Annotated in this window: 23 protein-coding genes; all 23 read left to right on the top strand. The window is 45.7% G+C overall.

The window, feature by feature from the left end; genetic code table 11:
* The first annotated feature begins 343 nt into the window (after positions 1–343).
* The 23 genes from PGR14_RS00945 to PGR14_RS01055 all read left to right on the top strand — a co-directional run bounded on the left by PGR14_RS00945 (position 344) and on the right by PGR14_RS01055 (position 22,743).
* Positions 344–748 carry a NusG domain II-containing protein gene (locus PGR14_RS00945; RefSeq protein ID WP_055247193.1) on the top strand — a complete coding sequence of 135 codons (405 nt, stop codon included), beginning with the start codon at positions 344–346 and terminating at the stop codon, positions 746–748.
* Between the two features lie 3 nt (positions 749–751).
* Positions 752–1,255: a Gx transporter family protein gene (locus PGR14_RS00950; protein ID WP_008375166.1), complete on the top strand. Its 504-nt coding sequence runs from the start codon at positions 752–754 to the stop codon at positions 1,253–1,255.
* 14 nt (positions 1,256–1,269) lie between these two features.
* On the top strand, positions 1,270–1,881 hold the full coding sequence (gene ruvA, locus PGR14_RS00955; protein ID WP_055260611.1) for a Holliday junction branch migration protein RuvA: 612 nt from the start codon (positions 1,270–1,272) through the stop codon (positions 1,879–1,881).
* A gap of 10 nt (positions 1,882–1,891) precedes the next feature.
* Entirely contained in the window at positions 1,892–2,893 is a 1,002-nt protein-coding gene (gene ruvB / locus PGR14_RS00960; RefSeq protein WP_022221063.1) for a Holliday junction branch migration DNA helicase RuvB, read from the top strand.
* 14 nt (positions 2,894–2,907) lie between these two features.
* Positions 2,908–3,705, top strand: a complete 798-nt coding sequence (locus PGR14_RS00965; protein WP_008375170.1) for an FAD binding domain-containing protein — start codon at positions 2,908–2,910, stop codon at positions 3,703–3,705.
* The gene (locus PGR14_RS00970; protein WP_008375171.1) at positions 3,695–4,162 is read left to right on the top strand and encodes a (2Fe-2S)-binding protein; all 468 of its coding nucleotides are present in this window, start codon (positions 3,695–3,697) and stop codon (positions 4,160–4,162) included. Before PGR14_RS00965 ends, PGR14_RS00970 begins: the two co-directional genes overlap by 11 nt.
* Entirely contained in the window at positions 4,159–6,441 is a 2,283-nt protein-coding gene (locus PGR14_RS00975) for a xanthine dehydrogenase family protein molybdopterin-binding subunit (protein WP_008375173.1), read from the top strand. Before PGR14_RS00970 ends, PGR14_RS00975 begins: the two co-directional genes overlap by 4 nt.
* Positions 6,431–7,855 (top strand): selenium cofactor biosynthesis protein YqeC, encoded by a 1,425-nt coding sequence (yqeC, locus tag PGR14_RS00980; protein WP_172679835.1) that lies wholly within the window; start codon positions 6,431–6,433, stop codon positions 7,853–7,855. The genes PGR14_RS00975 and yqeC overlap by 11 nt, the downstream gene beginning before the upstream one ends.
* A 136-nt stretch (positions 7,856–7,991) precedes the next feature.
* Positions 7,992–9,323, top strand: a complete 1,332-nt coding sequence (locus PGR14_RS00985; protein WP_055155574.1) for a uracil-xanthine permease family protein — start codon at positions 7,992–7,994, stop codon at positions 9,321–9,323.
* Positions 9,324–10,112 (top strand): selenium-dependent molybdenum cofactor biosynthesis protein YqeB, encoded by a 789-nt coding sequence (gene yqeB, locus PGR14_RS00990; RefSeq protein WP_055260612.1) that lies wholly within the window; start codon positions 9,324–9,326, stop codon positions 10,110–10,112.
* Positions 10,113–10,240: 128 nt separating this feature from the next.
* Positions 10,241–11,278 carry a molybdopterin-binding protein gene (locus PGR14_RS00995; protein WP_055260613.1) on the top strand — a complete coding sequence of 346 codons (1,038 nt, stop codon included), beginning with the start codon at positions 10,241–10,243 and terminating at the stop codon, positions 11,276–11,278.
* 4 nt (positions 11,279–11,282) lie between these two features.
* A complete protein-coding gene (gene modA, locus PGR14_RS01000; protein ID WP_270222848.1) occupies positions 11,283–12,179 on the top strand; it encodes a molybdate ABC transporter substrate-binding protein in 897 nt (298 codons plus the stop codon).
* A gap of 12 nt (positions 12,180–12,191) precedes the next feature.
* Complete coding sequence (gene modB / locus PGR14_RS01005) at positions 12,192–12,896, top strand: molybdate ABC transporter permease subunit (RefSeq protein WP_055247202.1); 705 nt, start codon at positions 12,192–12,194, stop codon at positions 12,894–12,896.
* Complete coding sequence (locus tag PGR14_RS01010; protein WP_055247203.1) at positions 12,890–13,939, top strand: sulfate/molybdate ABC transporter ATP-binding protein; 1,050 nt, start codon at positions 12,890–12,892, stop codon at positions 13,937–13,939. Before modB ends, PGR14_RS01010 begins: the two co-directional genes overlap by 7 nt.
* A gap of 56 nt (positions 13,940–13,995) precedes the next feature.
* Positions 13,996–14,670 (top strand): Crp/Fnr family transcriptional regulator, encoded by a 675-nt coding sequence (locus tag PGR14_RS01015; protein ID WP_055247206.1) that lies wholly within the window; start codon positions 13,996–13,998, stop codon positions 14,668–14,670.
* Positions 14,671–14,764: 94 nt separating this feature from the next.
* A complete protein-coding gene (gene zapA, locus PGR14_RS01020) occupies positions 14,765–15,178 on the top strand; it encodes a cell division protein ZapA (protein WP_008375194.1) in 414 nt (137 codons plus the stop codon).
* Positions 15,179–15,279: 101 nt separating this feature from the next.
* Positions 15,280–17,694, top strand: coding sequence for a U32 family peptidase (locus PGR14_RS01025; protein ID WP_055247208.1), 2,415 nt, complete (start codon positions 15,280–15,282; stop codon positions 17,692–17,694).
* An 8-nt stretch (positions 17,695–17,702) separates the two neighbouring features.
* On the top strand, positions 17,703–19,235 hold the full coding sequence (locus tag PGR14_RS01030; RefSeq protein ID WP_055247210.1) for an FtsW/RodA/SpoVE family cell cycle protein: 1,533 nt from the start codon (positions 17,703–17,705) through the stop codon (positions 19,233–19,235).
* Positions 19,236–19,311: 76 nt separating this feature from the next.
* Positions 19,312–20,649 (top strand): peptidoglycan D,D-transpeptidase FtsI family protein, encoded by a 1,338-nt coding sequence (locus tag PGR14_RS01035; RefSeq protein WP_055247399.1) that lies wholly within the window; start codon positions 19,312–19,314, stop codon positions 20,647–20,649.
* 20 nt (positions 20,650–20,669) lie between these two features.
* The gene (locus tag PGR14_RS01040; protein WP_055247212.1) at positions 20,670–20,996 is read left to right on the top strand and encodes a hypothetical protein; all 327 of its coding nucleotides are present in this window, start codon (positions 20,670–20,672) and stop codon (positions 20,994–20,996) included.
* Complete coding sequence (locus PGR14_RS01045; protein ID WP_055247214.1) at positions 20,993–22,108, top strand: DUF2953 domain-containing protein; 1,116 nt, start codon at positions 20,993–20,995, stop codon at positions 22,106–22,108. Before PGR14_RS01040 ends, PGR14_RS01045 begins: the two co-directional genes overlap by 4 nt.
* 36 nt (positions 22,109–22,144) lie before the next feature.
* Entirely contained in the window at positions 22,145–22,552 is a 408-nt protein-coding gene (locus PGR14_RS01050; protein ID WP_055155563.1) for a GerW family sporulation protein, read from the top strand.
* Between the two features lie 53 nt (positions 22,553–22,605).
* A complete protein-coding gene (locus PGR14_RS01055; RefSeq protein ID WP_008375213.1) occupies positions 22,606–22,743 on the top strand; it encodes a hypothetical protein in 138 nt (45 codons plus the stop codon).
* Positions 22,744–22,872 lie beyond the last annotated feature (129 nt).

A 22,872-nucleotide genomic window follows, 5' to 3' on the forward strand; every position in this document is an offset into this window, starting at 1 on the left:
AAAATTTACGAATCTCAGGTCTGTGCAATCAGCCAATGCACAGCCGTGAGGGAAGCGAAAGTCCTGCACGCCTCTATTTTGTGCAATGGAGATGAAACACAAAAATCGTGGAAGCCATTGCTGAACACGATTTTCGCCCTAAGTGGTTCATCGGAATGGTTTGCACAACTTGAGGCGTGCAGGACTTTCGCTTCCCTCACGGCGTCCCCATTCTCTTCTTCCACAAACCGTCTCATTCGTCAATTACCCCATTATACGTTCCCCTATGAAAAAAATCAATCGAACACTTGATTGCATTAGATAAAATGATGTGTTAGAATAAACAAAGAAAAAGGAGAACCCTATGAGCCATAAAGAAAATAAGAGCCATGAGGAGAAAGCATCCGGTTTTAAAAAGAATGATCTGATTCTTGTCCTCCTTGTATTTGTTGCGGCAGGCATTTTTTTTGCAGGACATCTATTCACGAGCCAGAAAAGCGCAGGCGTTGTAGAAATACAGATTGACGGGAAAGTGGTAGAGACACTGGATCTGCAGAAAGAGCGTGCATTTAAGATCAACGGAGGAACGAACACCGTGCAGATCGAGAACGGAAAAGTGAAAATGGCAGCGGCCAACTGTCCGGATCAGATCTGTGTACACCAGAAAGCAATTTCAAGGAACGGAGAGAGTATTATCTGCCTTCCGAATAAGATCGTTCTGAAAATTGTCGATGGAGAAGAAGCCGAACTGGATGCGGTGACGAATTAAGATATGAAGAAAAATACAGTCAGAATAGCGTGGTTTGGTGTATTTACTGCCCTTGCGCTGATATTTAGTTATGTAGAGACTCTGATCCCGTTTCAGATCGGGATTCCGGGGGTTAAGCTTGGACTGGCGAATCTGATCGTTGTGGTGGCACTGTACAAGATGGGTGGAAAGGATGCCATGTTGCTTTCGGTGACGCGTATCGTGCTGTCCGGATTTATTTTTGCCAGTCTGTTTAGTATTTTATACAGTCTGGCAGGCGGACTTTTAAGCCTTGCAGTGATGGTGATTTTGAAAAAGCGGGGATCATTCAGTGTTTTTGGAGTCAGCATGGCAGGTGGTGTCTTTCATAATGTCGGTCAGCTGATCGTAGCGATGCTGGTCGTGGAGACATTCAGCGTCGCCTATTATGTGCCGGTGCTTCTGATCGCAGGAGTGATCACCGGATTTATTATCGGAGTTGTGGCAAATGAAATGCTCAAAAGACTTGGCAGCATCGTATTGTCATAGCATGGGAGGAAGAGATGATTTCATATATAAGAGGGGAGCTTGTAGCTCTCGAAGAAGATAAAGTGATCGTAGATGTAGGCGGCGTAGGCTACGGGATTTTTATGTCCGGACAGGCGATGGGACAGCTTCCGCCGGTTGGGAGTAAAGTGAAGATCCACACCTATCTGAATGTCAAAGAAGATGCCATGCAGCTGTATGGATTTTTAAACCGTGATGCGCTTTCTGTGTTCAAACTTCTGATCGGTGTCAGTGGGATCGGACCGAAAGGAGGTCTTGGGATTCTGGCGCAGCTTACACCGGACGAACTTCGATTTGCCGTGATGTCGAAGGACATCAAGGCAATTTCAGCAGCACCGGGAATTGGCAAGAAGACGGCGGAGAAGCTGATCGTGGAACTGAAGGATAAGCTGAAGATTGAGGACGTACTGGATCACCAGGTGGAAGCGGCAAATGGAGCTGATGAAGATACGGTAAATGCACAAGGACTTCAGGCAGATGCGGTACAGGCACTTACGGCGCTTGGCTATGGAAGTACTGAGGCACTGCAGGCAGTACGAAAAGTGGAAATGGATGAGAGCACGACGGTGGAAGATCTGCTGAAGGGTGCACTCAAATATTTGATATAAGAGGATTAGGATGGGAAGAAGAATTATTACCACAGAGAATCTGGAAGAGGATGTAAAAATTGAGAGCCATTTAAGACCTCAGCTTCTGGAAGATTATATTGGACAGGCGAAGGCAAAAGAGACTCTTAAGATTTATATAGAAGCGGCAAAAAGCAGGGGAGAGGCACTGGATCATGTGCTGTTTTACGGCCCGCCGGGACTTGGAAAGACAACCCTCGCCGGGATCATTGCGAATGAAATGGGCGTAAATATCAAGATCACGTCAGGTCCTGCGATCGAGAAACCTGGGGAAATGGCGGCAATCCTTAATAATCTCCAGGAAGGAGATGTGCTATTTGTAGATGAGATCCACCGGCTGAACCGGCAGGTGGAGGAAGTACTTTATCCGGCGATGGAAGATTTTGCAATCGATATTATGATCGGAAAAGGGGCTTCGGCAAGGTCGATCCGTCTGGATCTGCCGCATTTTACACTGGTAGGGGCAACCACCCGTGCCGGAATGCTGACAGCTCCGCTCCGGGATCGTTTCGGGGTTGTGAACCGTCTGGAATTTTATACGGAAAAAGAACTGCAGACCATCATCATCCGTTCAGCAGGCGTGCTGGATGTGGAGATCGATGAAAAGGGAGCCCTTGAGATGGCAAGACGTTCCAGAGGAACGCCAAGGCTTGCCAACCGGCTTTTGAAAAGAGTCCGGGATTTTGCCCAGGTCAAATACGAGGGGGTGATCACCGAAGAGGTGGCAAGGCAGGCACTGGATCTTCTGGATGTGGACCGGCTTGGACTTGATCATGTAGACCGTAATCTTTTGACGACCATGATTGAAAAATTTCAGGGAGGTCCGGTAGGACTGGATACCCTTGCGGCAGCGATCGGGGAAGATGCCGGAACCGTAGAAGATGTCTATGAGCCATATCTTCTGAAGAATGGCTTTTTACAGAGAACACCAAGAGGAAGGGTGGTCACAGATCTTGCGTATACCCATCTTGGATTTGACAAGAACAAAGAATAGAAAGGAAAGAGACGATGCTGAAGATAAAACAATATGTGAAAGCAGAGAGTCTGGAGCAGGCGTATGAACTGAACCAGAAAAAGACGAACCGGATCGTCGGTGGAATGCTCTGGCTGAAAATGAGTACTGCGCAGATCCAGACTGCGATCGATCTGTCCGGACTCGGACTGGATCAGATTGAAGAGACGGAGGATGCATGGAAGATTGGATGTATGGTATCCCTTCGTGATCTGGAGTTACACGAAGGATTAAATGAATTGAGCTGCAACATGATCAGAGAAAGTGTGAGAAGTATTGTCGGTGTACAGTTCCGGAATCTTGCGACGATCGGCGGAAGTATTTTCGGACGGTTTGGATTTTCGGATGTACTGACCTGTTTCCTTGCACTGGATACAGAAGTAGAACTTTATAAAGGTGGGATCATTTCTCTGGAAGAGTTTGCAAAGATGGAGAGAGATAATGATATCCTTGTCCGTGTGATCGTAAAGAAAACACCGGGAAAGGGAAGCTATCAGTCACACCGTAATACCAAGACGGATTTTCCGGTACTGGCGGTTGCTGCTGACCGTTATGGAGATGAACTAAAGGTGGCAGTTGGGGCAAGACCGATGAAAGCAGTCTGTATTCACGTTCCGGCAGAACAGCTGGATGCGTGCACAGATCTGAAAAAATTTGCAAAAGAGCTTGCAGTCCAGGTGCCGATGGGAAGCAATATGCGTGGAAGTGCAGCGTATCGTACCCATCTTGCAGAGGTTCTGATCCGCAGAGCGTTAGAGAGAATCACAAACGGAGGTGAAAAGAATGCAGATTAGTCTGACACTGAATGGAAAAAAGATTACAGAAGAGATCGCAGCTGATCTGCTTCTGATCGATTTCGTGAGAAATCATGGATGTTACAGCGTAAAGCGCGGCTGTGAGACTTCCAACTGTGGACTTTGTACCGTATTTTTAGATGAGAAGCCGGTACTTTCCTGTTCCGTGCTTGCTGCAAGAGCAGACGGGCACAAGGTAGATACGCTGGAAGGACTGCAGGAGGAAGCAGAAGAATTTGGCTCTTTTATCGCAGGACAGGGGGCGGAGCAGTGCGGATTCTGTAATCCGGGTATGATCATGAATGCAATCGCACTTTTCCGCGAGAATCCGGATCCAAGTGATGACGAGATCCGGGAATACCTTGCGGGGAATCTCTGCCGCTGTTCAGGCTACGAGGGACAGCTCAGAGGAATCCATGATTTTCTGGAGTACAAAAGAAAAGGAGGAGCCAGATGAAAGCAGTAGGAGTACCATTTGTAAAAAAAGATGCGAAAGCACTGGTGACTGGAAAGCCGGTATATACAAATGATCTGGCACCAAAGGATTGCCTGATCGTTAAGCTTCTAAGAAGTCCGCATGCCAATGCGATGATCCAGGAGATCAAGACAGATGTGGCAATGCGTGTGCCGGGAATTGAAGCAATCTATACCTGGAAGGATGTACCGCAGCAGCGTTTTACAATTGCAGGACAGACCTGGCCGGAGCCTAGTCCGTATGACCGGTTGATCCTGGACCAGCATGTTCGCTTTGTAGGAGATCCGGTAGCGATCATTGCCGGAGAAAATGAAGCCTGCGTAGAACGTGCAATGAAGATGATCAAGGTCAAATACGAGGTTCTTCCGGCAGTATTAGATCCTGAGGAAGCGCTGGATGGTCCAATTCTGGTGCATCCGGAGGACAGCTGGAAGGCATTGTGCCCGGTAGGAGCAGATAACAAGCGGAATCTTTGTGCACAGGCAGAAGATGGACATGGGGATGTAGAGAAAGTTCTTGCAGAATGCGATGTTGTTGTAGAACATACATATCATGTCAAAGCGGCACAGCAGGCAATGATGGAACCATTTCAGACGGTCTGCTTTATGGATATGTATGGAAGACTGAATGTGATGAGTTCTACGCAGATCGTTTACCATGTGCGCCGTATTGTTTCCAATGCGCTTGGTATTCCAAAATCTAAAATCCGTGCGTTTAAACCAAGGATCGGTGGTGGATTTGGGGCAAAACAGACGGCGGTAAGTGAGGTTTATCCGGCGTTTGTAACCTGGAAAACCGGAAAGCCATCGAAAATTGTATTTACAAGAGAGGAATCCCAGATTGCATCCTCACCGCGTCATGATATGGCGGTGACGGTTCGCATGGGAGCAGATAAAGAGGGAAATATCCGGGCAATTGATCTGTATACACTTTCTAACACAGGAGCATACGGGGAACATGGACCGACAACGGTCGGACTTTCCGGACATAAGGCGATTCCGCTTTATGGTTCATTAGATGCATACCGGTTCCGTTACGATGTGGTCTATACCAACCGGATGGCAGCAGGAGCTTATCGTGGATATGGAGCGACGCAGGGAATCTTTGCGGTTGAGACATCTGTTAACGAACTGGCAGAAAAACTTGGCATGGATCCGATGGAGATCCGTATGAAGAATATGGTCAAAGAAGGACAGTTCATGCCGGCATATTATGGGGAGACAGCGAATAGCTGTGCACTTGATAAATGCCTTGCGAGAGTAAAAGAAATGTCCGGATGGGATGAAAAGTATCCAAGAAAAGTTATGCCGGATGGCAAAATCCGCAGCGTCGGAGTAGCACTTGCCATGCAGGGATCCTGCATTTCCAATGTAGATGTCGGATCTGCAACGATCAAACTGGGCGAGGATGGTGTCTACAATATGTCAATCGCGGCAGCGGACATGGGAACCGGGTGTGATACGATTCTTGCACAGATGGCAGCAGAATGTCTGGACTGTGATCTGGATGATATTGCAGTATCCGGAGCAGATACCGATACTTCGCCGTATGATTCAGGCTCTTATGCATCAAGTACGACTTATGTGACCGGTATGGCGGTGACAAGAGCCGGTGAGGAACTGAAAAAGCGGATCGTCAGACAGGCAGCGAAGATGCTGAAATGTGAAGTGGATGAGGTTGATTTCGATGGACACATTGCAAGAAGCGATAAGACCGGAGAAGAGGTGACACTTGCGGCAATCGGAGCAGGGGCAATGTGTGGAAGTGATATTGCGCTTCAGGTAACAGAAAGCCACAGTTCGCCGGTATCTCCGCCGCCTTATATGGCAGGCGCTGTTGAAATCGAATTGGATCCGGAGACAGGACATGTCGAGATCCTGGATTACTATGCAGTGGTTGACTGCGGAACTGTTATTAACCCGAATCTTGCGAGGGTACAGGCGGAAGGCGGAATCGTGCAAGGAATCGGTATGACTCTTTATGAGAATATTCAGTACACGGAAAAAGGACAGCTTCTGAACAATTCATTTATGCAGTACAAGATTCCGACCCGAATGGATATGGGAAATCTGCATGTGGAATTTGAGAGCAGCTATGAGCCGACCGGACCATTTGGTGCAAAATCGATTGGCGAAATCGTCATCAATACACCGGCTCCGGCATTGACGCATGCAATCGCAAATGCAACAGGTCTGTGGTTCCGTGAACTTCCGATTACAAGTGAACAGATTGCAATGGGAATTATGGAAAATGAAAATTAAACTGATTTATCTGGCGGCTGGAAACAGCCGCCGTTTTAACAGCCAAAGGATGCAAAATACAGAACCGCCACAATCAGAAGCAGAGAACAAACTGCTTTATCTGTTGGATGAAAAGCCGATGTTCCGCTATTTATTCGACCGTCTGGTAAAAGTCTGTCAAAGGCATCCGGAATGGGAAATGATTGTGGTAACACAGTATCCGGAGATTGAGCATCAGGTAAAAGCACTTCTGGAAAACGAGCAGCAAGGTGAACGTTTCCCGGTAAAAACAGTGATTTCAAAAGACAGCTATAAAGGAGCAGCCTATTCGGTAAAAGCAGGGATCCGTGCGGCAGGAGATGCTGATGCCTATGCATTTTTTGTGGCGGATCAGCCTTATTTTACAGAAGAAAGCGTGGAAGGATTCCTGGAAAAGATGGAGCGGGAGGCAAAAGTTGTACCGGGATGTGTGACCTGGAATGGACAGGAAGGCAATCCGGTCTGGTTTCCGGCAAAGTACGGGAAAGAACTTCTGGAACTGGAAGGAGATGCCGGAGGAAGAAAGGTGTTCCGCAGATACCGGGAAAAAGCAGTATTTTACGAGGTGAGCCTGGAAAAAGAGCTGGAAGATATTGATTATATGCCGGAAATAGAAAAAATGCGGATAACAGAAGGAGGCACAGAGAAAACTTTCCATGTATATGTCATCGAAAATGGAAAGCTTCAAAGGAAAGAGTCTCTGCTTATGGCACTTGGACTTACGGAGCAGATGGTACCGAGAATTGCTGCCGTGGGTGCGGGAGGTAAGACTTCTCTTTTGAAACAGCTGCTCGCTGAATACCAAGAGAAGGGTGCCCTCCCGGTTCTGGTGACTACAACCCATATGAAAAAAGAGACTGCCCCTTATTTTGTAATGGAGGATTCTATCGAAAAAATTCTGGAAGTGCATAAAAGAGAAGGCATGGTGATCGCCGGTCTGGATGCAGGAGGAGGCAGGATCAAAAGCCTTTCTGTACCGGTAATGGAAAAGATCTGGGAGCTTCCTGCGCCGGTTCTTGTGGAAGCGGATGGTGCACGGATGCTTCCGGCGAAAGTGCCGGGGGAGAAAGAACCGGTTATTCCAAAGCAGATCCAGATAGTCCTTTCTGTATATGGACTCGATGCCATCGGACAAAGGATAAAAGACTGCTGTTTCCGGCCTGAGCTTGTGGCACAGGTACTTGGAAAAGCAGTGGAAGAGGTTCTGACGGAGGAGGATCTGGCAGGGCTGGCTGTTTCGGCAAAAGGTGGGAAAAAGAATGTCCTGCCGGAAATGGATTTCTATATTGTACTAAACAAAGCAGATGACGAAAAACGTCTGAAAATGGCAGAGAGAATCGCCTTAAGAGTAGAACGGGATTCTGGTGAAAAAGTACGGATTACATCGTTTCGTTAATATTTTGGAAAAATAAAGCAATTGTGTGTTGAAAAATGGAACATTGCCGAATTGTCATTGAAAACCATTCGTGCTATCATAGATACGATAGCTTTGACAACGAAAGTTGTAAGTGGGTAGAGAAGGAGGCAAAAAAGTGAGTACGAAGAATAGTAATACTTCACAGGAACTATTTAACCTTAACGGAAAACCATCCTTTGGTCAGGCACTTCCGCTGGCATTCCAGCATGTAGTGGCGATGATCATTGGCTGTGTTGCACCGGCGATCATTCTTGCCGGTGTGTCCGGACTTTCAGAATCAGACACGGTTGTCCTGATTCAGGCATCTCTTGCAATGTCAGCGATTTCGACATTCATCCAGCTTTTTCCGTTTATCAAATTTAAGTCTTATCAGATAGGAGCCGGGCTTCCGGTTATTATGGGAATCAGCTTTGCGTACGTGCCGATCATGCAGTCAATTGCACAGGATGCAGATGTTGGAACAATACTTGGTGCACAGATCGTGGGCGGTATTGTTGCGATTATTGTAGGAATATTTATCAAGCAGATCCGTCATCTTTTCCCGCCGCTGGTTACGGGAACGGTTGTATTTGCAATCGGACTTTCGCTGTATCCGACCGCAGTCAATTATATGGCAGGTGGAGCAGGAAGTGCGGATTATGGTTCATGGCAGAACTGGCTTGTTGCGATCATCACACTGGCAGTCGTAACAGGACTGAATCATTTTGGAAAGGGCTTTTTAAAGCTTTCTTCCGTTTTGATCGGAATCATAGTTGGATATGTAGTTGCGCTTGGCTTTGGAATGGTGGATTTTTCTTCCGTATTAACGGCAAAATGGGTACAGTTCCCACAGCCGATGCATTTCGGAATTAAATTCGAGCCATCCTCATGTGTTGCGATTGCGGTATTGTTTGCAATCAGCTCTATTCAGGCAATCGGAGACTTTTCAGCAACGACGACCGGAGGAATGGACCGTATGCCGACGGATGAGGAATTAAGCGGTGGTATCATTGGTTATGGAGTCAGCAATATTGTCTGCGCATTTTTCAGCGGACTCCCGACAGCAACCTACAGTCAGAATGTCGGAATCGTAAGTTCTACGAAAGTAGTAGCAAAGAGAGTATTTGGAATTGCAGCGATGATCATGCTGGTTGCAGGAATCATGCCAAAGATCGCATACATTCTTCTAACTATTCCGTCATGTGTGCTTGGAGGTGCAACAATCTCTGTATTTGCAATGATTTCCATGACGGGTATCAAACTGATCAATAATTCAAAGATGAATTATAGAAATACATCCATCGTAGGACTTGCCATTGCACTTGGAATGGGTGTGACACAGGCAAATGCAGCACTTGCGCAGCTCCCTGCATGGGTAACAACCATTTTCGGTAAATCACCGGTTGCACTGTCTACTCTGGTTGCAGTGTTCCTGAATCTGGTTTTACCAAAGGAGAAAGAAGAGTAAATGAAGATCCTGATAAGAGGAGCCGGGGATCTTGCCACGGGAATTGCAGCAGAGCTGTGGGAAAGAGGACATCAGATCCTGATGACGGATGTTGCCATCCCACTCACCGTCAGACGTGAGGTGGCATTTTCAAGAGCGGTGTACGAAGAACATGCAGTGGTAGAAGGAATAGAAGCAGTTCTTGCCGACAATTTTGAAGAAGCAGAAACAATTATGGCAACACGGAAAATTGCTGTCATGGTGGATGAAAAAGCAGAAGTGCGGAAAGAATATCTGCCGGATGTACTGGTTGACGGGATCATGGCAAAAAAGAATCTTGGGACCCGGATCAGTGACGCTCCTCTTGTTATCGGTATCGGACCGGGCTTTACGGCAGCCGGAGACTGCCATTTTGTGATTGAAACGCAAAGAGGTGATCATCTGGGCGAAGTGATCCGCGAGGGAAGTGCAATCCCCAACACCGGAATTCCGGGAAATATTGGCGGCTATACGGTGGAACGCCTTTTAAAGGCATCCGCAGACGGAATCATGCATCCGGTCGCGAGAATTGGTGATGTGGTGAAAAAAGGGCAGATTGTTGCAAGGTGCGGAGATGAACCTGTCTATGCGAGGCTCCACGGGATTGTCCGTGGGATGCTCCAGGAAGGTGTACCGGTCAAAAAAGGATTGAAGATCGGAGATGTGGATGCAAGGATAGAGGAAAAACTTTGTTATACGATTTCGGATAAAGCACGAAAGATCGGAAACGGAGTTGCGGAAGCAATCGATCTTGTCTATAAAACAAAATAAAAAGTTGTCTGGACAACTTATTTATCCATCCTTTTTATGGTAAAATATAAAAAGGTTTGGGCAGAATACCTGCCGCAGTGACGGCAGGTATTTTTATGCCATAATCCATATAAAGTGAGGAACAAAAAATGAAACTGGTAAGAACAGAAGATGCAGTGGGGCAGGTGCTGTGCCATGACATTACACAGATTATTCCGGGAGTTGTAAAGGATGCTGTTTTCCGGAAGGGACATATTGTTACCGAAGAAGACATTCCGGTACTTTTATCTGTGGGAAAAGAGAATCTTTATATCTGGGAAAAACAGGAAGGTATGCTTCATGAAAATGAGGCGGCTGAGATTTTGCGTCAGATCTGTCAGGGTGAGCATATGCATCCTTCCGGGGTGAAGGAAGGAAAGATCGAACTGATCGCCGATTGTGAAGGGGTATTGAAGATCAATACCGAAAAGTTGAATGCGGTGAACAGTCTTGGTGAGATGATGATCGCATCCAGACATGGAAATTTTCCGGTGAAAACCGGAGATAAGATTGCAGGAACAAGGATCATTCCGCTTGTGATCGAAGAAGAAAAGATGCAGAAGGCCTGTGAAGTGGCAGGAAAAGAACCGATTTTCCGGATTCTTCCGTACCAGAAGAAAAAAGCGGGAATCGTAACGACGGGAAGTGAAGTGTATTATCATCGGATTGAGGATAAATTTACTCCGGTTGTGATCGACAAACTGAAAGAATGTGGCGTTACAGAGGTGAAGCAGATCCAGTGCAACGATGATCATGAGATGATCACAGAAGCAATCCAGACTCTGATCGAGGATGGTTCTGACCTGATCGTCTGTACCGGTGGAATGAGTGTAGATCCGGATGACAGGACTCCGCTTGCGATCAAAAATGCCTGTACGGAAGTGGTGACTTATGGGGCACCGGTTCTTCCGGGAGCCATGTTTATGCTTGCTTATTGTGAAAAAGAAGGCAGACAGATTCCGGTCATGGGTCTTCCGGGATGCGTGATGTATGCAAAACGGACGATTTTTGATCTGGTTCTTCCGAGGATTATGTGTGATGAAAAGCTGCATGAAAAAGATTTCCGGCTTCTTGGACAGGGAGGACTTTGTCTGTCCTGTCCGGTGTGTACTTTTCCAAACTGTGGATTTGGAAAAGGAGGATATTAAAATCATGAGAAAGAATAACTTATTTAAGAAAACAGTGGCAGTAGGTCTGGTTCTGCTGATGACAGCATCACTTGCTGCATGTGACGGTAAAAAGACCGACACAAAAACAGAAGACAAAAAGACAGAAACAAAGGCTGGTAAAGAAGAGGATGTAGAGCTTCAGGTATTTATCGCAGCCAGCCTGAATACGGCAATGACAGATATTGCAGAGCGTTATGAAAAAGAGCATCCGAATGTGAAGATCGTCTACAATGCAGACAGCTCAGGAACTCTGCTGACACAGATCGAAGAAGGATATGAGTGTGACCTGTTCTTCTCCGCAGCACAGAAACAGATGGATCAGCTTGAGGCTGACGGACTGGTAGTAGAAGGAACACGCCATAATGTAGTGAACAATCAGGTAGTTGTTATCACATTAAAGGACAGTGATACAGCAGTAACCGGGCTTGAAAACTTAAATGAGGCAAAGAGCATTGCACTTGCAGGCGGAAGTGTACCAGTTGGAAAATACACCCGTCAGGCGTTGATGAATCTCGGAATTCTGGACAAAGTAGACGATGCGTCTACCATCACAACAGAACAGGTTTCTGAAGCTCTTGGTGGAGCAGAAATCAGTGAGCAGGCAAATGTAAGCAAGGTGCTGATCGCCGTTACAGAGGGTGCATGCGAAGTTGGAACAACTTATTATTCTGATACATACGGATATGAGGATCAGATCAAGATCCTTCAGACAGTAAACTATGATCTGACAGGTAACGTGATTTATCCGATCTGCCGTGTGGAAAATAAAGAGGCAGATGATGCAAAGAAAAAAGCAGCCGATGATTTCCTTGCATATGTAACATCCGATGACGCAAAGAAGATCTTTGACAGCTACTATTTCGATACAAACGTAGAGTAAAAGAGGAACGATATGGAAGAAATAAGACAGATCCTTGCAGGACTTGACTGGAGTCCGCTTTTCATTTCAATCAAAACAGGAATCGCAGCAACGATCGTGTCATTCTTCCTGGGAATATGGGCAGCAAGAAAGGTGCTGAAAGCGAAGACGGGTCTCAGGGCTGTGCTGGATGGGATTCTGACACTGCCGCTGGTGCTTCCGCCGACGGTTGCAGGATTTTTCCTGCTGCTCATTTTCAGTACGAGAAGAACCGTTGGATCGTATCTTTATACGACATTTGATATCAAGATCGTACAGTCCTGGGCAGGATGCGTGATCGCGGCAACTGTGATTGCATTTCCACTGATGTACCGGAATGCAAGAGCAGCATTTGAACAGGTGGATGTGAACCTGATCTATGCGGCGCAGACGCTCGGTATGCCGGAGTGGAAGATTTTCTGGAGGGTGATCATGCCGGCGGCAGGTCCTGGAGTTGCATCCGGTACAATTCTTGCATTTGCAAGAGCGCTTGGAGAATATGGTGCGACCTCCATGCTTGCGGGCAATATTCCAGGAAAGACGGCAACCATTTCCCAGAGGATTGCAATGGTCATCCAGGACGGTGATTATCAGACGGCAGGCGTGTGGGTCGGAATTGTAATCCTGATCGCATTCGGAATAATAGTACTTATGAATCTGGCATTTGGAAAGGGAATGAAACATACAAAGCAATGGTAGAACTAGAGATAAAAAAACAGTATGGAAAATTCAGGCTGGATGTTGCCTTTAAAAGTGAAAAAAAGCGGATCGGAATCCTGGGCGCTTCCGGATGTGGGAAAAGCCTGACCTTGAAAAGTATTGCCGGGATCGAAAGACCGGAAAAAGGGCGGATCGTGATTGACGGAGTTACCCTTTTTGATGCCGGAAAAAAGATTTTTCTGAAGCCACAAAAAAGGAAAGTCGGTTATCTTTTTCAGAATTATGCGTTGTTTCCGAACATGACCGTGGAGCAGAATATCGGGATTGGATTTACCGGAAACAAAGAAGATAAGCAGAAAATGGTAGAACAGTTGATCCATCATTTCCAGCTGGACGGACTGGAAAAGCTTTATCCGTCAAAGCTTTCTGGCGGACAGCAGCAGAGAACGGCACTGGCACGGATTATGGCATATGAACCGGATGTGATCCTTCTGGATGAACCATTTTCGGCACTGGATGCGTATCTTCGGGAGCGGATGCTGACCGAGCTGATGGAAATGCTGAGTGATTATGAAGGTACGGTGATCATGGTGTCCCACAGCAGGGATGAAATCTACAGCTTCAGTGAAGAGGTTCTGGTAATTGAAGATGGACATGGAATCCGCCTGGGTCCGGTAAAAGAAGTATTTAATGCACCGCGCTATAAGACAGCGGCAAGACTTACCGGATGTAAAAATATTGCAGATGTTTACCGGATGGATGCGCAGACGGTGTATGTGAAAGACTGGGATGTGCAGCTGATTTTTAAAGGACGTAGTGTGCCGGAGAATGTGAAGGCAATCGGGATCCGAGCTCATGATCTGATTCCGGTGTATGGAACGATATCCGGAGCTATGCTGAAAGTTAAAGAATGGAAAAGTGTGGATTATCCATTTGAACGAAAATATTTTATCCAATGCGAGTCGGGATGTGAGGACTTCTGCTGGTTTGTCCAAAGAGAGATTTCTGCCACTCTGGAAGAAAAAGGAATGCCGGATGCACTCGCATTTCCGGAAGAAAAAGTGCTGTTCCTTGAAGGATAGCGTGGCAGATGCTATAATGGACAAATAGAGAAAACGGGCAGAAGGTGGCAGCATAAATGCAGAAAGAACAAGACAGGGAAGCGATTTACCGGAGCATTTTCTTCTGTGATATGGATCGGAAGAAGGCGGATGAGATCATTAACCGGTTAGACGGCAGAACCGTAACCTATGACAAGGGCGAAATCATCATAAGAGAAAGAGAAAAACTGAACAATATCGGAATCCTGCTTGACGGGGTACTCTGTAAAGTGCAGTATTACCGGGATGGAACCGAACAGCTGGTCCAGAAGCTTGTCAGCTCGTTTGTTGTGGGAGTGGAGATTGCGGTCAGTGAAAAAAAGACGAGTCCTTATGATGTTTATGCATCGGAACAGGCACACATTTTCTGGTTTCCTGTACGGGCGATGGAAGAAGAGGGCGTTCTGGATCTGCGTGAGAGGATTGAGTTTTACAAGAAAGCGGTTCATTTCCTTGCAAATGAAGATATCCGCAAGTACAGGAAGATTGAATTGCTGTCGATCAGAGGAATCCGGGAAAGAATCGAGCAGTATCTGAGAATTCAGCAAAGCCGCCATAAAAGCAATGCCTTTGATATTGAATTTAACAGAGAACAGATGGCAAATTATCTGGGGATCAACCGGAGTGTGCTGTCACATGAGTTGAAAAAAATGGAAAAAGAGGGGATTTTGAAGGTCAGAAAGAATCATTTTGAGCTGGCTGATAAAGAATAAAACAGAATTTCTGCTGAAAATATCGAAAAGTGGTTGGTTTTTATCAGAATATAGTTTATAATGAAAAAAGGATTAGGCGGCAAGGAGGTTCTTTATGGCATCGTCAAAAAATTATACAGAAGTTTTGATAGGCGGCAAAGTATTCACCCTGAGCGGATTTGAAAGCGAAGATTATCTGCAGAAGGTATCCACTTATCTGAACCATAAAATCGAGGAATGTACAAGCAGCGATGGATATCGTAAGCAGAGTGCGGAAGCCAGAAGTGTGCTTCTTGCTTTAAATATAGCAGATGATTATTTTAAAGCCAAGAAACAGGGCGGCGCATTAGAAAGCGACATCGAGGCAAAAGACAAAGAGATGTACGATTTAAAGCATGAACTGATCTCAGTACAGATCAAGTATGAGAATGCTGAAAAAGCACTGGATAAACTCAAGGCAGAGAACCAGGAACTTCAGATGAAGATCGTACAGCTTGAAACAGAAATGAAAAATCACCGTACAAAATAGACTGTCCTGAGGCAGTCTATTTTTGATACTCCGGTATACAAAGAGAAATGTCTGCAACACAGGGGCTTTGTATACAGGTTATTTAAAGATAGAGGAGTTATATGAAAGACAGAGTTGAAATCCTTGCACCGGCAGGGAGTATGGAGTGCCTGAAAGCGGCAATTGCAGCAGGAGCTGATGCGGTATATACAGGGGGAGCCCTTTTCGGGGCACGTGCTTATGCACATAACCTGACGGAGGAAGAACTTTTAGAGGCAATTGATTATGTGCATTTGCATGGAAGAAGACTGTATCTGACCGTGAATACACTGATCAAAGACCGTGAGATGGAAAAACAGATGTATGATTATCTGCTCCCTTATTACCGGCAGGGGCTGGATGCGGTGATCGTGCAGGATATTGGACTGTTCCGTTTTATCCGGAAGCATTTTCCGGATCTTCCGATCCACGCAAGTACCCAGATGACGCTTACGGGAGTGGATGGGGCGAAGTTTCTGGAAAAGGAAGGTGCACAGCGGATTGTTACATCCAGAGAACTGAGTATGGCAGAGGTGAAGAAGATTGCCGATGAGACAGAGCTCGAGATTGAAAGCTTTGTACATGGTGCACTCTGCTATTGCTATTCTGGTCAGTGCCTGTTCAGCAGTTTTATCGGCGGCAGAAGTGGCAACCGTGGACAGTGCGCACAGCCGTGCAGACTGCTTTACCGGACACCGGAAGCAAAGAGACCACAGTATCTGCTGAGTCTTAAGGATATCTGTACATTGGAACTGATCCCGGAGATGATCGAGAGCGGGATTTATTCTTTCAAGATTGAAGGCCGGATGAAGAAGCCGGAGTATGCGGCAGCAGTCGCTTTCCAGTACCGGAAATATGCCGATCTTTATCTGAAATATTACGAAGAATGTCCGGCAGAAGAGGATCCGGCAGCGTATGCGATGAAGAAATACCGTGTCCGCGAGGAGGATCGGCAGATGCTGCTGGATCTCTATAACCGTGGCGGTTTCCATACGGGTTATTATCATACACAGAATGGACGGGAGATGATTTCCTTAAACCGTCCGAACCATGCAGGAGTGCCGGCAGTAAAGGTACTTGCTAAAAAAGGCAGAAATGTGACTGCAAAAGCACTGACAGACCTGTATCCGCAGGATATTATTGAACTCCCGATGCGCAAAGGCAGGGAAAAAGCAGATAATTATACCTGTAAGGATGCAGTCAGAAAAGGAATGAATGTGCAGATCCCGGTATTTGCAGATACCCCGTTCAAGAGGGATGAAATCTGGATGCGTACAAGAAACAGCACATTGATTGACACGCTGCGTGAAGAATTTGTAAATGGAAAAATAAAAGAACGGATCTGCGGAACTTTCCGGCTGTATCCGCAGGAAAAGGCAACGCTTACGGTGAAGTGCCGGGATGCCGAGATTACGGTTGCCGGTGAAAAAGCACAGGAAGCACTGAGCCAGCCGATGAGCAGAGAGCGGATTGAAAAGCAGCTGCGCAAGACGGGAAATACGGAATTTGAATTTTCCTTTTTAAAGGCCGAGATCGGAGAAAAAGTATTTCTTCCGATGCAGAGCCTGAACGAACTTCGAAGAGAAGCACTGGAGACGCTGGAAAAAGTGATCTGTGAGAAATACAGAAGAAGTGGTGAAGTGAAAGATCCGGAAGAAGATAAGACAGAGCTTTCAATGGAAGAAGAGGTACTTTCCGGATGGACGGCATCGGTAAGAACCGCAGAACAGATGGAAGTGATTCTGGAAGAAGAAGCAATCGGAAGAATCTATGTGGATTGTACCATGTTCCCTCGCATCTGGGAGAAGGACAGCTATGTGGAGTGGATTACAAAAGTACATGCAGCAGGGAAAGAAATTTATCTGGTCATGCCGTATATTTTCCGGGAAAGAACCAGAAAACAGTATGAAGCTGCATATAACCGGATATTCGGAGCCGGATGGGACGGCATTCTGATCGCCAATTATGAAAGTTTTGCGTTTCTGAAAGAGCATGGTTATACCGGAAGGATTATGACCGATTACAATCTGTATGAATTTAATCAGGAAAGCAGGAAATTCTGGAAGGAAAAGGGAGTTTTTGAATTTACAGCGCCCGTGGAACTGACAGAAAGAGAACTCCAGGATCTCCGGGTAAAGGATGGAGAAGTGATCGTATATGGTTATCTTCCGATGATGATATCTGCAGGATGTATTCAGAAAACGACCAGAGGATGTCTGAAAAAATCCGGACAGACGACAATAACTGACAGATATCGTAATCCATTTGTGGTAAAAAATGAATGTGATTACTGTTATAATATCCTTTACAATTATGTACCATTATATCTGGGAGACCGGATGGAAGAGGTATATCAGATCGGTCCTGGGCGGATCCGACTGATGTTTACTACTGAAAGGCAGCAGGAGGTAAGGCAGATTTTAAGTGCGTATTTTGAAGGAAAAGAGCTTCCGGAGGGAACGTACACCAGGGGACACTGGAAAAGAGGAATAAAGTAGGTGGAATTTTGATCAATATAATTGTAGAGCTGTCAAAATATCTGATGATAGCCCTGATGCTGGTCTATACATTTGAATGTTTTGCAGTATTTAATTACACAGATGAGTATACACAGAGAAGTATTTTCAGAAAGCAGAATGTGCTGATGTTTCTGCTTCATATGATTGCATTTCTGGTGATGTATCTGCAGACAAATGAAACAAAAATGATCGGATTTTACGGGATGCAGGTGGTACTGTTTCTGGCGGTCATTTTGCTGTATACAATAATTTACCCGCGGGTGTCGCGGCTGGTTGTAAATAATATGTGTATGCTGATGGCAGTCGGCTTTATTATGATCACCAGACTTTCGTATTCGCTTGCAGTAAAGCAGTTTCTCATTGTCAGTGCATCTGTAGCGATAAGTCTTGTGATCCCGGTCATCATCCGGAAGGTAAAAGCTCTGTCAGAATGGAAAATATTCTATGCAATTGCAGGTGTTGTAATGCTTGGGGTCGTTATCATTGTAGGACGTGTGACTGGAGGAGCGATGCTGAATGTTGCAATCGGAGGTTTTACCCTTCAGCCATCTGAGCTTGTGAAGATCATTTTTGTATTTTTCGTTGCGGCGAGTCTGAAGACTGATACTTCATTTAAGAATATTGTGATCACAACGGCAGTGGCAGCAATGCATGTGCTGATCTTGGTTCTATCAAAAGACCTTGGTGCGGCGCTGATCATTTTTGCTGTATATCTGGTGATGCTCTATGTGGCAAGCAGACAGCCACTTTATGTACTTGTCGGACTGATTGCAGGAAGTGGGGCATCAGTTGTGGCATATAAATTATTTAACCACGTCCGTGTGCGTGTACTGGTATGGAAGAATCCATTTACCGTTTACAATGAAGGTGGTTATCAGGTGGCACAATCCTTGATGGCGATCGGCACAGGAAGCTGGTTTGGAATGGGACTTTTTCAAGGGGCGGCAGATCAGATACCTGTTGCAGAGTCAGATTTCATTTTTTCGGCAATTGCGGAGGAAATGGGATTGATTTTTGCACTTGGTCTGATACTGGTATGTGTCAGTGTTTATATGATGTTTCTGAATATTGCGATGCAGCTTCGGGACAGCTTTTATAAACTGGTGGCACTGGGACTTGGAACCTGTTATATTTTTCAGACATTTCTGACGATCGGAGGTGTGACAAAGTTCATTCCGTCTACCGGAGTGACACTTCCACTGGTAAGCTACGGTGGAACCTCCGTCCTCAGTACGATCATTATGTTTGCGATCATTCAGGGACTGTATGTATTAAGAGAAGACGAGGAAGAAGACATTGAAAGAAAAAAATTACAGAGAAGACGAACTTCCAGATCTGGATCAGCAGCTGGAGAGCCTGCCAGACGAGAGCGGGTATCACGACCAAAAGAAGAAGGCAGAAGGAAAAAGCCGCAGCAGACGAACGGATGGCGAACCGAAGAAAAAGGCCGAACGCAGCAGCCTAAAAAACGGACAGCGGCGTCCGAAAGAAGCACAGGCAGAAAGAAGCGGAGCCAGTAAGAAAAAAGAGAAGCAGATGACCAATAAAGAACTGACGAGAGTTACTTATATTTTTGTAACACTGTTTTTGGTACTGATGGGATATCTGGTTTATTTTAATGTGGTAAAAAGTAAAGAGGTTGTCAACAGCACGTACAATATCCGTCAGGATCTTCTTGCGGACCGTGTGCTGCGTGGCAGTATTACAGATAAAAATGGAGAAGTGCTTGCACAGACTGTGACAAATGATGATGGATCGGAAACACGGGAATATCCGGAAGGAGAAGTGTTTGCACATGTTGTCGGATATGCCGCAAAAGGAAAATCCGGACTGGAATCATCACAGAATTTCAATCTTCTGACTTCAAATGCCTTTTTCCTGGAAAAGCTGGCGAATGAATTTAAAGACCAGAAGAATACGGGAGATACGGTGGTCACAACCTTGGATGCGAACCTGCAGAATGCAGCATATAATGCACTGGGAGATAACAAAGGTGCAGTTGTCGTGATGGAGCCAAGTACAGGGAAGATCCTGGCAATGGTATCGAAGCCGTCTTTTGATCCGAATAATGTTTCGGAAAACTGGGATGCACTGAACAATGACGAGAACAGTTCGCTTCTTAACAGGGCTACACTTGGACAGTATACACCGGGGTCGACATTCAAGCTGGTGACAACACTTGCTTTTATGCGGCAGAATCCAGATTATAACAATTATTCGTTTGAATGTAACGGAGAATTCTCACAGAATGGGGCAACGATCCACTGTTATAACAGTACTGCCCATGGGGAAGAGAGTCTGACGGATTCGGTTGCAAATTCCTGCAATTCTTCGTTTTCAAATATCGGGCTGCAGCTGGATAAGGCAGAATGGAGAAAGACTGCCAAACAGATGCTGTTTAACAGCAAGCTTCCGGGTGATGTGAAATATAATGAAAGCAGTTTTCGCCTGAAAACAGATGCAGGAGATGCAGATACGATGATGACTGCAATTGGTCAGGGAGAGACACAGGTCAGTCCGTACCATATGGCGATGCTCGTTTCGGCGATCGCAAATGGTGGAAAGCTGATGAAGCCGTATCTGGTGGACAAGATTACAAATTATGCAGGCACAACGGTGAAGAAATATATGCCGGAAAGCTACAAAGAGCTGATGACATCATCTGAAGCTGCACAGCTTACGGAATACATGAAGGCGGTTGTGGATTATGGTACCGGAGCTGCGCTTTCAGGTGCGTCTTATACAGTGGCAGGAAAAACCGGAACTGCTGAGGTCAGTGAAGATGGAAATACAGTACATTCCTGGTTTGTCGGATTTTCCAATGTGGATAATCCGGAGCTGGCGATCAGCGTCTGTGTCGAGGATGCGGATACGGCGACCATTACAGGTGTTAGTGTCGCAAAGCAGGTGTTTGATTCTTACTATAATAATTAAAGGTCAAGGTGACAGCGCACATGAGGTTTCACAAAAATCTTTATGTCAGCGAGAGCATGACAAAAAAGAAAGAAAAAGTGATTGCAAAACTGAATAAAAAAAAGTATCCGTTGAATACTTATGTGATTGCGCTGATCGAAGAAGGGGAAAATCAGCTGGAATTTTATTCGACGTTGATGTTCCGACAGGGAAGTGTGATTGATGATGATATTTTCGTTGTCGGTATAGCGGGTGGATATGATGATGCGCTGTATCTGGTAGAAGAGATCGCGAAGGAAGTTTATGAAAAAACAGGGGATCTGGATATCCGGTCCTACATCAGAGAGCGGGAGAGGGAAGAAGCATGATTCTACATATCATTGGATTGATTTTGAAGATTATCGGAATAATTCTTCTGGTGATTCTGGGAATTCTGCTACTTGTGATCGGTGTCCTTCTCTTTGTACCGCTGAGGTATGAACTGCGTGCCGAGTTTCCGGGGAAGCTGGAAGATGCAGAGGGGAATCTTAAGATTTCATGGCTGCTTCATCTGATTGCAGGAAGAGTGGAGTATCGGAACGGCGATGTGAAATGGCAGGGGCGGATTGCCTGGAAGAAGTTGGGAGATGTTCTGGAAGCGGAAGATAAACCGGTGAGAAAGAAGGAGAAAAAGCCGGATGGCGGAAAAAAAGCCGGTGCGGAGAAGGCCAGTGAGAGAACGGCAGAAAGAAATGATGCGGCAGATGTAAAGAAGCCGCAGACGCTGCCGGAAAAGAGAGCCGAAAGCGGAACGTATGCAAAGCCAGAGCATACGGACGTGAAAGATGAGAAGTCCAAAACAGAAACACAGGGAAGTCCTGACACGAAGGTGAAAACATTTTCAGAAAAAAAAGAAGAGAATGCTACACCGGAAAAGGAAAGTGAATCCAGAGAAAAAAAGGATGTTCATGGCGAGAGAGGATTCGGAAAGGCTCACAAAACTCCACGAAAGCGGAAGAAACCAGTCAAAGCATTTGGAAAACTGATCCGAAAGCTCAGTCAGAAGCTTCGTGAGATCCTGGAAAAGATCAAATGTACATGGAAGAATTTATGTGATAAAATAAAGAATATTGCAGAGAAAAAAGATAAAATTCTGGAATTTCTGGAACAGGAAAATCATAAAGCAGCTTTTGCACGTGGCAAAAAGGAACTGGTCTGGGTGAAGCGTTTTCTGAAGCCGAAAAAGCTTCGCGTAAAACTGCATTTCGGTTTTGAAGATCCTTACCATACCGGACAGGTACTGGCACTTTGTGGAATGTTTTATGCATTTATCGGAGAAAATATGGATCTGGAACCGGATTTTGAAAAGCGGGTACTGGAAGGTTCCGTTTATGTAAAAGGAAGACTAAGAACAGTTCATATGGCAGTATTTGCAGCAAAGATGCTGCTGGATAAGAATATCCGCAGCACTTACCATGATATCAGGGAGTTTAAATGGTAAAGCATTTGATAGAAAATAACAGGAGGAATCGAAAAAATGGCAGTAGATAATCAGTTTAAAGAGACAGTAGATGCATTGTTTAAAGGGATGAACGGCGTGGTATCATCCAAAACCGTTGTAGGAGATGCAATCCACATCGGAGATACGATCATTCTTCCGCTTGTTGATGTATCTTTTGCAATCGGAGCAGGGGCATTTCATGCGGACAAAAAGGACAGAGGAGCCGGCGGACTCGGCGGAAAGATGATCCCGAGTGCGGTGCTTGTGATCCAGAACGGAACAACCAGACTGGTCAACATCAAGAATCAGGATACCATGACCAAGATCCTGGATATGGTCCCGGATGTGATCGACCGTTTTAAATCCCCATCTGAGGATAAAATGACCGAAGAGGATGTGGCAGATCTGTTAAATGAAGCAGATTCTCCGGAAAATCAGGAATAGACGTAGGTTTCTGGCATATATTTATTGTAAAAGAGGAAAAAGCAGGAACGAAGATGAAACGGGTATTTGGTTTTGCACTGTTTTTTGTGGCACTTGGTATGGTGATCATGATGTTCATTCCGAGCATATTTATCGGAATTCTGATCGTTCTGCTGTGCCTCCTTGTCGGATATCAGCTTTTTTGCTGCTGATTTTGAAAAAATATGAGAACCTGCAGGGGAAACCCTGAAAAAAGCCTTGCGTATGCAGGGCTTTTGTGATACAATGCTAACGTTGCAAAAAAACACGTGTGTGGTTTATCCCGGTGGTGCCAAAGCTGA

Origin of the sequence: Coprococcus sp. AF99-45, assembly GCF_027663865.1 — a bacterium.
Taxonomy (GTDB): Bacteria; Bacillota; Clostridia; order Lachnospirales; family Lachnospiraceae; genus Allocoprococcus; species Allocoprococcus comes.

Coding starts and splice junctions, on each gene's coding strand:
- PGR14_RS00945 (WP_055247193.1), top strand. CDS start 344: ATGAGCCATAAAGAAAATAAGAGCCATGAGGAGAAAGCATCCGGTTTT.
- PGR14_RS00950 (WP_008375166.1), top strand. CDS start 752: ATGAAGAAAAATACAGTCAGAATAGCGTGGTTTGGTGTATTTACTGCC.
- ruvA (WP_055260611.1), top strand. CDS start 1,270: ATGATTTCATATATAAGAGGGGAGCTTGTAGCTCTCGAAGAAGATAAA.
- ruvB (WP_022221063.1), top strand. CDS start 1,892: ATGGGAAGAAGAATTATTACCACAGAGAATCTGGAAGAGGATGTAAAA.
- PGR14_RS00965 (WP_008375170.1), top strand. CDS start 2,908: ATGCTGAAGATAAAACAATATGTGAAAGCAGAGAGTCTGGAGCAGGCG.
- PGR14_RS00970 (WP_008375171.1), top strand. CDS start 3,695: ATGCAGATTAGTCTGACACTGAATGGAAAAAAGATTACAGAAGAGATC.
- PGR14_RS00975 (WP_008375173.1), top strand. CDS start 4,159: ATGAAAGCAGTAGGAGTACCATTTGTAAAAAAAGATGCGAAAGCACTG.
- yqeC (WP_172679835.1), top strand. CDS start 6,431: ATGAAAATTAAACTGATTTATCTGGCGGCTGGAAACAGCCGCCGTTTT.
- yqeB (WP_055260612.1), top strand. CDS start 9,324: ATGAAGATCCTGATAAGAGGAGCCGGGGATCTTGCCACGGGAATTGCA.
- PGR14_RS00995 (WP_055260613.1), top strand. CDS start 10,241: ATGAAACTGGTAAGAACAGAAGATGCAGTGGGGCAGGTGCTGTGCCAT.
- modA (WP_270222848.1), top strand. CDS start 11,283: ATGAGAAAGAATAACTTATTTAAGAAAACAGTGGCAGTAGGTCTGGTT.
- modB (WP_055247202.1), top strand. CDS start 12,192: ATGGAAGAAATAAGACAGATCCTTGCAGGACTTGACTGGAGTCCGCTT.
- PGR14_RS01010 (WP_055247203.1), top strand. CDS start 12,890: ATGGTAGAACTAGAGATAAAAAAACAGTATGGAAAATTCAGGCTGGAT.
- PGR14_RS01015 (WP_055247206.1), top strand. CDS start 13,996: ATGCAGAAAGAACAAGACAGGGAAGCGATTTACCGGAGCATTTTCTTC.
- zapA (WP_008375194.1), top strand. CDS start 14,765: ATGGCATCGTCAAAAAATTATACAGAAGTTTTGATAGGCGGCAAAGTA.
- PGR14_RS01025 (WP_055247208.1), top strand. CDS start 15,280: ATGAAAGACAGAGTTGAAATCCTTGCACCGGCAGGGAGTATGGAGTGC.
- PGR14_RS01035 (WP_055247399.1), top strand. CDS start 19,312: ATGGGATATCTGGTTTATTTTAATGTGGTAAAAAGTAAAGAGGTTGTC.
- PGR14_RS01040 (WP_055247212.1), top strand. CDS start 20,670: ATGAGGTTTCACAAAAATCTTTATGTCAGCGAGAGCATGACAAAAAAG.
- PGR14_RS01045 (WP_055247214.1), top strand. CDS start 20,993: ATGATTCTACATATCATTGGATTGATTTTGAAGATTATCGGAATAATT.
- PGR14_RS01050 (WP_055155563.1), top strand. CDS start 22,145: ATGGCAGTAGATAATCAGTTTAAAGAGACAGTAGATGCATTGTTTAAA.
- PGR14_RS01055 (WP_008375213.1), top strand. CDS start 22,606: ATGAAACGGGTATTTGGTTTTGCACTGTTTTTTGTGGCACTTGGTATG.